Consider the following 13,434-nt stretch of genomic DNA (forward strand, 5'->3'; position numbering starts at 1 on the left):
CCCCCCCCCCCCCCCCCCCCCCCCCCCCCCCCCCCCCCCCCCCCCCCCCCCCCCAGCCCCCCCCCCGCCCCCCCCCCCCCCCCGGGGGGGGGGGCCCGGCCCCCCGCGGCCACGGCGAGTCGCCCGGCGGGCTGCCCGGTGAGCTACTCGGTGGGCTCCAGGCCGGCCCGGATCAGCCCGTAGGTGTAGGCGTCCTCCAGCGCCAGCCAGGAGGCGGCCACCACGTTGTCGGCCACCCCGACGGTCGACCAGGTGGACGTGCCGTCGGTGGACTCGATCAGCACCCGGGTCTTGGAGCCGGTGCCGTGCTGGCCCTCCAGGATGCGGACCTTGTAGTCCACCAGCTCGAACCGGGCCAGCGGCGGGTAGATCCCCTCCAGCGCGGTGCGCAGCGCCTGGTCCAGCGCGTTCACCGGGCCGTTGCCCTCGCCGGTGGCGATCCGGCGCTCCCCCTTCGCCCACAGCTTCACCGTCGCCTCGTTGCCGGTGAACCCGTTCGGGCCCTGCTCGCTGATGGTCCGCCAGGACTCCAGGGTGTAGAAGCGGTCCCGGCCGCCGCGCACCTCGTCGCGCAGCAGCAGCTCGAAGGAGGCGTCGGCGGACTCGTAGGTGTAGCCGAGGTTCTCCTGCTCCTTCACCTTGGCCACCACCCGGCCGGCCAGGTCCCGGTCGGTGGACAGGTCGTAGCCGAGCTCCTTGCCCTTGAGCTCGACCGAGGCGCGGCCCGCCATGTCGGAGACCAGCATCCGCATGGTGTTGCCGACCCGCTCCGGGTCGATGTGCTGGTACAGGTCCGGGTCGACCTTGATCGCGGAGGCGTGCAGGCCCGCCTTGTGCGCGAAGGCCGAGTAGCCGACGTACGGCTGGTGGGTGGAGGGGGTCAGGTTGACCACCTCGGCGATCGCGTGCGACAGCCTGGTCATCTCGGCGAGCCGGCCCTCGGGGAGCACCCGCCGGTCGTACTTGATCTCCAGCGCGCCGACCACCGGGAACAGGTTGGCGTTGCCGACCCGCTCGCCGTAGCCGTTGGCGGTGCACTGGACGTGGGTGGCGCCGGCGTCCACCGCGGCCAGCGTGTTGGCCACCGCGCAGCCGGTGTCGTCCTGGGCGTGGATGCCCAACCGGGCGCCGGTGACGGCGAGGACGTCGGCGACGGTCTCCCGCACGCCGGCCGGCAGCATCCCGCCGTTGGTGTCGCACAGCACCACCACGTCCGCCCCTGCCTGGTGCGCGGTGCGGACCACGGCCAGCGCGTACTCGCGGTTCGCCTGGTAGCCGTCGAAGAAGTGCTCGCAGTCGATGAACACCCGCCGCCCCTGCGCGCGCAGGAACTCGACGCTGTCCCGGACCATCTCCAGGTTCTCGTCCAGGGTGGTGCGCAGCGCCAGCTCCACGTGCCGGTCGTGCGCCTTGGCGACGAGGGTGACGACCGGGGCGCCCGAGGCGACCAGCGCGGCCAGCTGCGGGTCCTCCGCGGCCTTGCCGCCGGCCCGGCGGGTGGCGCCGAAGGCGACCAGCCGGGCGTGCCGGAGGTCCAGTTCGGCGGCGGCCCGGGCGAAGAACTCGGTGTCGCGCGGGTTGGCCCCCGGCCAGCCGCCCTCGATGAAGCCCACTCCGAACTCGTCCAGGTACCGCGCGATGGCCAGCTTGTCCGCCACCGTCAGGTTGATGCCCTCCCGCTGCGCGCCGTCGCGCAGGGTGGTGTCGAACACGTGGAAACTGTCGTCGGTACGGCTGACCTCGGTCATGACCCCTGGTTCTCCGTTCGGGGAGGTTCGTACTGCTCTGCCGGATTGCGAGTCCCGGCTCCACTGTCCAGCATCCCGCGCGCGGCTCCGGTGTCCCCGAGCCCCTTGTGGGGGCTCCCGGCCGGTCCGGAGGCTGTGTTGATCGGGGCGATGCCCGAAAAACGAAAAAACCCCTCGCGGGTGCGAGAGGTCTGCGCGCGGGTCTGGACGCTGGTGGTCGCTCCGCATCGGGTCCTGCGGGAGCGGTCACTGCGGACCGGCGCGCCTGCTGTTAATAATCAGCGACAGCGAGGACACGTTCGCAGTCTGGCACACGTCCCGGCATCCGGCCCGCCCGTCTCGCGATGCGAAACGGGCCAGGCCGGAGCGGGTGCCGCCTCAGACGATCTTGTGCAGCCAGCCGTGGGTGTCGGGGGTCTGGCCGCCCTGGATGGCCAGCAGGGCCCGGCGCAGCTTCATCGTGGTCGGGCCGGGCTCGCCGGTGCCGACCGTCCAGTCGGCGGCGGCCGACTTGACCGAGCCGACCGGGGTGATGACGGCGGCGGTGCCGCAGGCGAACACCTCGGTGAGGGTGCCGTCCGCGTTGGCCTGCTGCCACTCGTCGGTGGAGATCCTCCGCTCCTCGACGGCGTAGCCGAGGTCGGTGGCGAGCTGGAGCAGCGAGTCGCGGGTGATGCCGGGCAGCAGGGCGCCGGACAGCTCGGGGGTGACGATCTTCGCGTCCTTGCCCTCGCCGAAGACGAAGTACAGGTTCATGCCGCCCATCTCCTCGATCCACCGGTGCTCGGCGGCGTCGAGCCAGACGACCTGGTCGCAGCCCTTCTCGGCGGCCTGGGCCTGGGCGATCAGCGAAGCGGCGTAGTTGCCGGCGCACTTGGCGGCGCCGGTGCCGCCGGGCGCGGCCCGGACGTACTCCTTGGACAGCCACACCGAGACCGGCTTGACGCCGCCCGGGAAGTAGGCGCCGGCCGGCGAGGCGATGATCATGAACAGGTAGGAGTTCGCCGGGCGGACACCCAGACCGACCTCGGTGGCGAACATGAACGGACGCAGGTACAGGCTCTGCTCGGGCTCGTTCGGCACCCACGCCTGGTCCTGCTGGACCAGCAGCTCGACGGCCTCGACGAAGGTCTCCACCGGCAGCTCCGGCATCGCCAGCCGGCGGGCCGAGGCCTGGAAGCGGGCCGCGTTGGCCTCCGGGCGGAAGCTCGCGATGGAGCCGTCGGCCTGGCGGTAGGCCTTGAGGCCCTCGAAGATCGACTGGCCGTAGTGCAGGGTCATGTTCGCCGGGTCGACCTCCAGCGGCGCGTACGGCGCCAGCTGGGCGTCGTGCCAGCCCACGCCCTCGGTCCAGCGGATGGTGACCATGTGGTCGGTGAAGACCCGGCCGAAGCCGGGGTTGGTCAGCCGGGCCTCGCGCTCCGCGGTGGGCAGCGGGTGGGCGGAAGGCTTGAGGTCGAACGTGATGGGCGCCTGGGTGGGCGTGCTCATGGCTGTTTCCTTCACCGTGGGGTAGGTCCGGGCCGCCACCGCCGGGTGCCCGCCGCGGCCAACCAGCACCGGAACGAACGCACAACGGCACGACCCACTGTCGATACTCGCATCCAGAGGGCCGTGCCGAACAGCTGCCCGCTCCTTGGGGAGCTGCAAGCTGCGGTTATGTGGTGCGGCCCGCCGGGCCGCGACCGTTGTCGGCCCCGGCCCGTGGGCCGGAGTCCGTCAAGCGGATCCGGCCCGTCAGCCGGCTACTCGGGTGACCAGCGCGTCGCCGACCTCGGAGGTGCTGCGGGTGCCGGTGCGCTCGGCCAGGTCCGCCGCGACGGCGGCCTCCACCCGGGCGGCCTCGGCGGCGAAGCCCAGGTGCTCCAGCAGCATGGCGACCGACAGCACGGTGGCCGTCGGGTCGGCCTTGCCCTGGCCCGCGATGTCCGGCGCCGAACCGTGCACCGGCTCGAACATCGACGGGAACTCGCCGCCCGGGTTGATGTTGCCGCTCGCGGCCAGGCCGATCCCGCCGGTGACGGCGGCGGCCAGGTCGGTCAGGATGTCGCCGAACAGGTTGTCGGTGACGATGACGTCGAAACGCTCCGGCTGGGTGACGAAGAAGATCGTCGCCGCGTCGACGTGCAGGTAGTCGGTGGTGACCTCCGGGAACTCCCGGCCGACCTCCGCGAAGATCCGCGACCACAGGTGCCCGGCGTGCACCAGCACGTTGTTCTTGTGCACCAGCGTCAGCTTCTTGCGCGGACGCGCCTGGGCCCGGCGGTAGGCGTCGCGCACCACGCGCTCGATGCCGAACGCGGTGTTCAGGCTGACCTCGGTGGCCACCTCCTGCGGCGTCCCGGTGCGCAGCGAGCCGCCGTTGCCGACGTACGGGCCCTCGGTGCCCTCGCGGACCACCACGAAGTCGATGGCTCGTCGTGTCGGAGACGCGCCGTCGGACTCAGTGCCGGCCAGCGGGGACTTCACCCCGGGGAACAGGCGGCCCGGACGCAGGTTGATGTGGTGGTCGAAGGCGAACCGCAGCTTCAGCAGCAGCCCCCGCTCCAGCACGCCCGACGGCACGCTCGGGTCGCCGATGGCGCCCAGCAGGATCGCGTCGTGCGACTTCAGCTCGGCCAGCACGCTGTCCGGCAGGGTCTCCCCGGTCCGGTGGTAGCGCCGGGCGCCGAGGTCGTACTCGGTGGTCTCCAGCTTCACCTCGGCGGGAAGCACGGCACCCAGGACCTTGAGACCTTCGGCCACCACTTCCTGGCCGATGCCGTCACCCGGGACAACTGCGAGACGAATCGTGCGAGACATGCTCGGACCCTACTCCGGTGTCCCAGGGGCTGACACCCGGCGTCCACCATCCGGACGTCCGGGCATGGAACGTCGTCTGACGGGCGGAGAAGACCAGGCCACCGAGGAGCAGCTCGGTGTGGGGCGGGAGATCCCGTAGCCGATCCAGGTCGTCCGCGGTGTAGCCGGTAGCCGGAGGGCGCAGCCACCCCGGCATCGCAAGGTCGGGTTCCCTTCCCACGGGGGCACCATCGCAGGCCGATCCGCCGGGCTGCCACCTCATCACCCCTACGAGGGAGCGCGGGGGGCCTGATCCGCGCGGGGAGCGCGCTTAGGGTGACGGGGTCCGGCAATCCCTCGCGGAAACGGGGTCGAGCAGCAATGGGCGTGCGGCGGCGGGAGGTGCTGGTCTGCGGGAGCGCGGCCGGGCTGGCGGCGGGCGGGTACGCGCTCGCGGTAGGGCTGCGCGGGGCGTGGCCGACGGGGGCGGGCGAGGCCGCCCTGCCGTACCACGCCCACCTGTGGGACCTGATGCACGGGCGGGCCGCCGGGGACCTCCTGTTCAACTGGAACAGCGGCTACGGCGTCCCGTTCCTCGCCGACTTCTTCGCCTACCTGATGAACCCGTTCTCCTGGGCGACCGCCCTCCTCCCCCGCGACCAGGGCCGGTTCGCGCTCCTCCTGGTCACCCTCGCCACCATCGGCCTCGGCACCGCCCTGATGGCCCACCTGCTCGGCCGGCTGCACGCCGGCCCGCACTGGCTGCGGGCGCTCGCCGCCGTCGGGTACGGGCTCTGCGCCTGGGTGCTCGACGTCGGCGGGGCGGCGCCGATGTGGCTCTGGGGCCTGGTCTCGCTGCCGCTGCTCGGCCTGGCCGCCGACTGGTGCCTGCGCGAGCGGCGCTGGGTGGCCGGCTCGCTGTGCGTCACCCTCGCCTGGGCCGGCAACCTGTACACCGCCGCGCTGGCCACCCTGATGGCCGGGCTGCTGCTGGCCGTCCGCCTGTTCGCCACCCCGCGGCCGTTGCGCCACCGGGTCCGGGTCGCCGGGCGGGCCTTCACCATGGCCACCACCGGCGTCCTGCTCGCCTCGCCCGTGCTGTTCGTCGCCGTCCGGGCCGCGCACGGCGCCCAGCCGGAGTCCCCGGTGCAGCCGCTCGGCCCGTCCGGGCTCGGCGGGCACCTCGCGCAGTTGCTGCCCGCCACCCACGGCGGGCGGCCGCTGCCGGACGTCGCGATCGGCCTGCTGGGGCTGCTGCTGGTGTGCGGGCTGCCGTTCAACCGGCGGGTGCGGGTGCGGGAGCGGGCGGTCTGGTGCGGGGCGCTGGTGCTGGTGGTGCTCAGCTTCGTCTGGACCCCGACCGTGGTGGTCTGGCACGGTCTGGCGATCCCGGCCGGCGGGCCGTACCGGGTCGCGTTCGCGCTCAGCGGCCTGCTGGTGCTGGCCGGTTGGGTGTCGCTGGCGCACCGGCCGGACCGGCTCACCCTGCTGGGCGGCGCCGCCGTGGTCGCGGTGATCGCCGCGCTGGCGGCGGGCCGGCACTCGGTCCGCGCCTCCACCTGGACACTGCTGGCCGTCGGCGGGGTCGTCCTGCTCGCCGCGCTCTGGACCCTCGACCGCCGGCACACCGACCGCCGGACCACCGCCCTGGCGACCTGGGTGCTGGCCGGCGCGGTGCTCGGCAACTCCGTCTGGTCCGGGTACGCGGCGCTCGCCGCCGCCCCGGCCGACACCGCCTCCGCCAGCGCCGTCCGGGCCGGGTACGCGGCGGTGCGCGACGGCGCCGCGTGGCCCCGGGGCCGCAGCGACCCCGGCCCGCACGCCTTCACCACCAACGATCCGCTGCTGCTCGACGGCCAGGGCGGCGGCTACTTCAGCGGCTACCTGCCGACCGTCGCCGCCCTGCTGCTGCACGACCTCGGCGCGGGCTGGACGGCGGGCGGGCGGCAGACCGCCAGCGTCACCGATCCGGTCGGGCAGGCCCTGTTCGCCGTCCGCTCCCACCTCGACGACGGGCCGCCCCCGGCCGGCTTCACCCCCGGGCGGGCCGCCGCACCGCCGCTGGTCACCGTGCTGCCGCCCGGCGCCCGGCCGGACACCTCCTCGGTCTGGTCCCGGCAGGAGTCACTGCTCGGCAGCCGGGTGTACGAGGCCCCGCTGCCCGTCCCGGCCGGCGGCCCGGCGCCCACCCTGCACGGCACCAGCGGCTGGTCGCTGCCCGGCGGCGCCGAGGGCACCGTCCTCACCGCGGCCTGCACCCCCGGCGGCACGGCCTACTTCCACGGCGTCTGGTACCGGGGCACGGTCAGCGGTCTCGGCACCACCTACCGCAGCGACGGCGAACAGCCCACCACCGCCGTCGCGATCCACCGGCTAGGGCCGGTCCCCGCCGACGGGACGGTCCGGGTGACCCTGCGCTCCGACACGGTCGGCCAGATCCCGGCCCGCCCGATCGGCTGCCTGCGGCCCGGCGCCCTGGACGACGCCGTCGCCCGTCTCACCGCCACCGGCGCGACCGGCGTGGCGGCCGGCGGGCACAGCCTCGCCGCGACCCTCCCGGCCGGCTCCACCGGCACCGCGCTGCTGTCCGTCCCGGCCGCCGAGGGCTGGACCTGCGCGGCAGGCGGCGGCCGGTACGTCCCGCCGACGCCCGTCCTGGGCATGATCGGCGTCCCGCTCGGCGCCGGCGCCGACCGCATCGCCTGCTCCTTCCGCCCGCCCGGTCTCACCGAGGGCCTCACCGTCAGCTCCGCCACCGCCGCCGCCCTCGCCCTGGTCGCCGTCTTCACCCGTTTCTCCCGCCGCCCGGCCCGCGCACCCCGCCGCACCCGTCGGCTCGCCGCCCGGGCCGCCCAGGCCACTGACCAGGGCTGAGGCGACCAGGCCTGAAGCAACCGGGACGAACCCTGCCGGGCACGGCAGACGGCCGTCGGCACCACGGAGCCCCGTCACCGAGGCGCGGCACAACGCACGGGGGCGGCCCGCCAGGTCGGCGGGCCGCCCCTCGGGCAGGTGCGGTCAGGGGAGGGTGATCACCTGGCTCCGGTGGGCGGCGGGGTTGAGGTGGTGGAGCAGGAGCAGGCGGGAGGTGTCGCCGGGGGTGCGGTGGATGTCGAGGACGGTGCCGGGCCGGACCGGGGTGGCGAGGGCCGCGGGGCCGCCGAGGCCGGCACGGATGTCGACGGCGGGGTGCAGGACGTCGAGGGCCAGGACGGGGCGGGTGCCGCGCAGGCCGATGGCGGAGTAGGACTCGGCCGGGTCGGGTGTGCCGGGGGCGACGGTGCTGGTCCAGACGCCGTAGTGGACGGTGCTGTGGCCTTCCCGGACGCCCGGGAGCGCGCTCAGCCGGACGGGGAGGACGAGGGCGTCACCGTCCAGCAGGGCGGTGTCGGTATCGCCCCAGTGGCCGTTCAGCGGCTGGACGTCGAGTTCGGCGCCGGTTCGGGCGTCGAGGGCGCGGGAGACCAGGACGTCGCTGCCGCGCAGCCGGTCGGCTTCGAGGATGACGTCGGTGGCGCCGTCGCCGTCGGTGTCCAGGGAGACCCGGACGCCGTAGAGCCCGACCGGGGTGGCGGCCGGGGCCCAGAGCTGGGCGCCCACGTAGAGCAGGTCGGAGCTGGTGGCGGCACCGACGACCCGCAGGTTGGCGGCCCGGTCGCCGGGCTGCTGGACGCAGACGTCCTGCGGGGGGTCGGCCGGCTCGGCTCCGTCGTCGGGCCGGATGCCGGCCCCGGGCCCGACGGCGGCTTCGCTGTCGGGCGGGCAGTCGGCCCAGCGGATGCCTTCGCCGCCGAGGGTGAGGGCGGTGACGAGTCCGGGCCGGTTGCCGGGGGCGGCGCTGCCGCCGAGCATCAGGACGGTGCCGTCCCGGGTGGTGCGGGCGGCGGCGGTGGCGGTGAGGTCGGTGGCCGGGCGCGGGGCGGCGAGGACGGGGACGCGCAGTTGGGGCAGGGCCGGGTCGGTGACGGGGGTGAGCAGGACGCGGCCGGAGAGTTCGGCGCGGTAGCTGCGGGCCTTGCCGTCCTGCACGGTGTCGATGGTGGGGTCGGGGGCCCGGCCCAGTTCCCCGGGGACGGCGAGGGTGACGTGCACCCGCGCGGTGCCGCCGGCCGGGACGTCGACCTGGTCCGGCGTCACCTCGAAGGTGGCGCCGGGCAGTTCGGTGGCCGCCGCGTAGCCGGTGCGGTAGCTCAGCGGCCGGTCCGCGTGGTTGCGCACCTCGATGTCGCGGCCGAGGGCGGTCGGCCCGGCGATCTCGACCGGCCCGTAGGAGACGCCGACGCTGCCTTCGGCAGCTCCGTCGCCGGCCGCGTAGGCGACGACGGGGGTGTGGACGGCCCGGTCGACCTGGGCGCGGCCGGCGCCGGTGCGCTCGGGGCCGTAGACCGGTCCGCCGTGGTCGTCGCCGAGCCAGGTGTCGACGGCGGTGTTCATGAGCGCGGCCTTGAGCTGTTCGACCGGCCAGTCGCGGTGGGCGGCGCGGACGAGGGCGGCGAGGCCGGTGATGTGCGGGGTGGCCATCGAGGTGCCGTCCTCGCGCTGGCCGCCGCTGCCGCTGCCGACGAGGGCGGACCAGATGGTCTCGCCGGGGGCGGCGAGGTCGGGTTTGACGATGCCGGGGACGCCGATGCCGCGGGAGGAGAAGTCGGTGAGGGTGTCGGTGCGGGCGGGCTGGTTCTGGGAGACGGAACCGTGCAGCGGGTTGCCGGGGGCGGCGAGGCGGACCTCGACCGGCCCGGCCGCGGCGGCCTGCCGGAGCCGTTCGCCGTCGGCGTGGGCGAGCAGGGCGGCCGGGATGCGGTCGTTGCCGGAGATCTCGGCGAGGTGGTCGGTGTCGGCGGCGTAGAGGGCGCCGATCGCACCGGCGTCGGCGGCGTGGTCGGCGCGGGGGCCGGAGTTGCAGGCCCGTTCGGAGTCGCGGGTGCGCCAGGTGAGGACGGCGATCTTCCCGGCGAGCCGCTGCCGGTCGGCTTCGCTGTAGGCGGCGCAGCCGTCGGACTGATCGGCGGGCAGGGCGAGTTGGCCGCTGACGTCGGCGCTGGACCAGCCCTGGTAGCGCTCGCTCCAGTGGGCCGGGACGACACCGGCCAGGTCGGCGGGGGCGAGCACGGTGAGGCCGTCGGTGTCGCTGTGCTGGTCGACGGAGGCGGCGACGGTGACGGCCCGGGCGGCGGTGCCGGGGCTGCCGCCGATGCCGTAGACGTCGCCGTCGTTGCCGGCGGCGGCGACCACGACGGTGCCGAGGGCGGCGAGCCGGTCGACGGCGAGGGCGTCGGTGTCGTCGGGGCTGCCGAAGCGGCTGCCGAGGGAGAGGTTGACGACGTCGAGGCGGTCCCCGAGGTCGCCGTCGCCGTTGGGGTCGGCGGCGAGGTCGAGGGCCTGGGCGAGCCGGTCGGTGGAGCCGTCGCAGCCGAAGACCCGGATCGCGTACAACTGGGCGCCGGGGGCGGCGCCGGGGCCGACCTTGAACCCGGCGGGGTCGAGTCCGGGCCGGTAGGGGCCGGTGTACGGGTGGCCGTCGGCGGTGACGCCGTAGCCGGCGGCGGTGCCGGCGACGTGGGTGCCGTGCCCGTTGCGGTCGCAGTCGATCGGATTGTCGCTGGGGTGCGGGACGGGCTGGTGGTGCGGGGAGGACGGGTCGGGGTCGTAGTCGTCGCCGACCAGGTCCTTGCCGCCGATCACCTTGGCGTTGGGGAACAGGTCGGGCGGGGCGGGCTTGCCGCGTTCGACGGAGCGGAAGGCGGCCTCGGTGCCGGGGCCACCGAAGTCGGCGTGGGTGTAGTCGATGCCGCTGTCGATGATCCCGATCCGCACCCCCTGGCCGGTGTTGCCGTCGCCGGTGGCACCGGCCCAGACCTGCGGGGCGCCGATCAGCGGGACGGAGTAGGCGTTGTCCCGCTGCTTGCGGACGATCGGGTGGACGGCCCGGACGCCGGGCAGCGCGCGCAGGGCGGGCAGCCGGTCGGCGGGCGCGTTGACGGCGAGGCCGGTGATCAGGGTGCGGGTGCGGTAGAGCTCGCCGGCGGTGGGCACCGCCCGGTGGACGGCCGCGGCGAGCCGGTCGAGGGCTTCGCCGGCCCTGGCCCGCTGGGCGGCGCCGGCGTCCGAGGCCTCCCGGCGGGCGGCCTCCGGGGAGCGCTGGGCCCGCCGGGCCCCGTCGGCGGCGCGCCGCCAGGCGGGCCCGGCCGGCTCGGTGCCGAGTTCGAGCAGGACGGAGGCCGTTCGGCCGGCCCTCGACGGCTCCGTCGGGGGCCCGCCGGAGGCCGGGGTGGCGGCGAGCGCCGCGCTCCCGGCCAGCAGGGCCAGGGTGAGTCCGATCCGGGTGATGGGTCGGCGGACGGATGGCAGACGCACTGGGCCCTCTTCCCCCGGCAGGGGGACTGATCCGCACACCGTGTCGCTGACGCCCGCCCGCGCGAACGTCGATCACCCTTCCGGGGGCCCCAAATTAGGATGATCGCGCCGACGAGCGCGAGCAACTTCCCTCGGACGGACGCCGGTTGCACTCGACCGGGTGACCTGACGGCAGCCCGAGCGGCCTATTCGGCGGATGAACGGCCGGGCCGGCGGCGGGCCGGCGAAGCCGCGGGGGCGCCGCCCGACAACACCTGACGGACAGACCGCCGACGACGCCCGCCAGCGGTTCCCGTCAGAGGTGCCCGGTCGAGCCGCCGTTGTCGCGGCGGTCCAGCGCCCGCTGCAGGGCGGCGGCGGCGAAGGGGTTCCGTTCGGCGGCCCGGCGACGGCGCGGGGCGCGGACGGGGGTGGCGGCGGGGGTGGGGGTGGCGTGGCGGTCGGCAGTGAGGGGCATACCGGGCTCCTTGGAAGCGGCGCCCCGAAAAGGGCGCGGGAGGGGGAGGGGTACGCGCGGGGGCAGGGATCGCCTGCCCGTGAAGGCGCACGCGGACACGGGCCGAACGCCCTGTCTACAGGGTCGGCACGCCGTATCGCCCTTCCACGGTACGACCGGGCCCGGGCCGTGTCTGCACGAATACTTGGATTTCCTAGTATCTGAGACGGGAGCCACCCGGGGGAACGCAGCGGGGCCCGGACCGCCGGCGAACGGCGGTCCGGGCCCCGGGGGGCGTCGGGCTCAGGCGCCCAGGTCGACCGAGCGGGCGAAGCGGGCGCCGATCTCGGCGGCGATCGCCGACAGCACGTCCTGCGGGATCTGGCTGTCCACGGTGATGGAGGCGAGCGCGCCGCCGCCGTCGCGGGCGACCTGCATGCCGGCGATGTTGATGCCGGCGTCGCCGAGGTGGCGGCCGAGCACGCCGACCACGCCGGGGCGGTCCTCGTACTTGAAGAAGGCCATGTGGTCGGTGAGCGCGACGTCCACGTCGAAGGCGTCCACGCCGACGATCTTCTGGGTCTGCTTCGGGCCGGCCAGGGTGCCGGAGATGGCGATCTCCTCGCCGTTCGCGAGCGTGCCGCGGACGGTGATCACGTTGCGGTGCTCGGCGCTCTCGCTGGAGGTGGTCAGGCGGACCTCGACGCCGCGCTCCTGGGCGAACAGCGGGGCGTTGACGTAGGACACCGTCTCCGCCACCACGTCCTCGAACACGCCCTTCAGCGCGGACAGTTCGAGCACCTTCACGTCGTGCTGGGTGATCTCGCCGCGGACCTCGACGTCGAGCCGGACGGCGACCTCGCCGGCCAGCGCGGTGAAGATCCGGCCGAGCTTCTCGGCCAGCGGCAGGCCCGGGCGCACGTCCTCGGCGATCACGCCGCCCTGGACGTTGACGGCGTCCGGCACCAGTTCGCCGGCCAGCGCCAGGCGCACCGACTTGGCGACGGCGATGCCGGCCTTCTCCTGCGCCTCGTCGGTGGAGGCGCCCAGGTGCGGGGTGGCGACCACGTTGTCGAAGCCGAACAGCGGGGAGTCGGTGCACGGCTCCTTGGCGTACACGTCCAGGCCGGCGCCGGCCACCCGGCCGTCGCGCAGGGCGTTGGCGAGCGCCTCCTCGTCCACGATGCCGCCGCGGGCGGCGTTGACGATGCGCACGGTCGGCTTGACCTTGTGCAGCGCCTCGTCGCCGATCAGGCCGATGGTCTCGGGGGTCTTGGGGAGGTGGACGGTGATGAAGTCCGAGACCTCCAGCAGCTCCTCCAGGGTGACCAGCTTGACGCCCATCTGGGCGGCGCGGGCGGCCTGGATGTAGGGGTCGTACGCGACGATCTTCATGCCGAACGCGGACATCCGCTGGGCGACCAGGACGCCGATCCGGCCGAGGCCGACGACGCCGAGGGTCTTCTCGCTCAGCTCGACGCCGGTGTACTTGTTGCGCTTCCACTCGCCCTGCTTGAGCGCGGCGTTGGCCGGCGCGATGTTGCGGGCGACGGAGATCAGCAGGCCGCAGGCGAGTTCGGCGGCGGTGACGATGTTGGAGGTCGGCGCGTTCACGACCATCACGCCGGCCTTGGTGGCGGCGGCGACGTCCACGTTGTCCAGGCCGACCCCGGCCCGGGCGACCACCTTGAGCTTGCGGGCGACGGCCAGCGCCTCCGCGTCGACCTTGGTGGCGGAGCGGATCAGGATCGCGTCGACGTCGGCGATCGCGCCGAGCAGCTCGGTGCGGTCGGCGCCGTTGCAGTGGCGGATCTCGAAGTCGGGGCCGAGGGCGTCGACGGTGGCGGGCGACAGCTCTTCGGCGATCAGGACGACGGCGGTTTTGGATGTCACAGTGCTCACGACAGTGTGTCCTTAACTCTGCGGTTCTCCCCGGCACGTGGGTGGCGTGGACGGCGGGGGGAAGGTGGCATGCCGCGTAGGTAGACGCACGACGCTGTGGGCCTGACGCGCACTCGGAGTGTATCGACGGGCTGGGTACCAGGCTGCTCCCGTCCGGCGAAATCACCCGGACGAGAGCAGCCTACTTGTACAAGGAAGTTACAAAATCGGGCA

7 protein-coding genes are annotated in these 13,434 nt (G+C 74.7%); 1 reads left to right on the forward strand and 6 read right to left on the reverse strand.

Translation table 11 applies throughout. The features are described from left to right. Positions 1–143 precede the first annotated feature (143 nt). The 3 genes from cimA to ACIP37_RS16420 form a co-directional block, all read right to left on the reverse strand. Positions 144–1,748, reverse strand: a complete 1,605-nt coding sequence (cimA, locus tag ACIP37_RS16410) for a citramalate synthase (RefSeq protein ID WP_363633581.1) — start codon at positions 1,746–1,748, stop codon at positions 144–146. Positions 1,749–2,126: 378 nt separating this feature from the next. After that, positions 2,127–3,239 (reverse strand): branched-chain amino acid aminotransferase, encoded by a 1,113-nt coding sequence (locus tag ACIP37_RS16415; protein ID WP_400844019.1) that lies wholly within the window; start codon positions 3,237–3,239, stop codon positions 2,127–2,129. Between the two features lie 246 nt (positions 3,240–3,485). Beyond that, positions 3,486–4,550, reverse strand: a complete 1,065-nt coding sequence (locus ACIP37_RS16420) for a 3-isopropylmalate dehydrogenase (RefSeq protein WP_363589462.1) — start codon at positions 4,548–4,550, stop codon at positions 3,486–3,488. A gap of 360 nt (positions 4,551–4,910) precedes the next feature. Here ACIP37_RS16420 and ACIP37_RS16425 point away from each other — a divergent pair, with 360 nt between their 5' ends. Continuing rightward, positions 4,911–7,403, forward strand: coding sequence for a YfhO family protein (locus ACIP37_RS16425; protein ID WP_400844022.1), 2,493 nt, complete (start codon positions 4,911–4,913; stop codon positions 7,401–7,403). Positions 7,404–7,547: 144 nt separating this feature from the next. Here ACIP37_RS16425 and ACIP37_RS16430 read toward each other — a convergent pair whose 3' ends face one another. From ACIP37_RS16430 to serA, 3 genes are all read right to left on the reverse strand, one after another. Further along, the gene (locus ACIP37_RS16430) at positions 7,548–10,883 is read right to left on the reverse strand and encodes a S8 family serine peptidase (RefSeq protein ID WP_400844025.1); all 3,336 of its coding nucleotides are present in this window, start codon (positions 10,881–10,883) and stop codon (positions 7,548–7,550) included. 295 nt (positions 10,884–11,178) lie between these two features. Next, entirely contained in the window at positions 11,179–11,340 is a 162-nt protein-coding gene (locus ACIP37_RS16435) for a hypothetical protein (protein ID WP_350887612.1), read from the reverse strand. 282 nt (positions 11,341–11,622) lie between these two features. Continuing rightward, entirely contained in the window at positions 11,623–13,212 is a 1,590-nt protein-coding gene (gene serA / locus ACIP37_RS16440; protein ID WP_363378782.1) for a phosphoglycerate dehydrogenase, read from the reverse strand. Positions 13,213–13,434 lie beyond the last annotated feature (222 nt).

It is taken from the genome of Kitasatospora sp. NPDC088861 (genome assembly GCF_044750105.1).
Lineage (GTDB): Bacteria > Actinomycetota > Actinomycetes > Streptomycetales > Streptomycetaceae > Kitasatospora.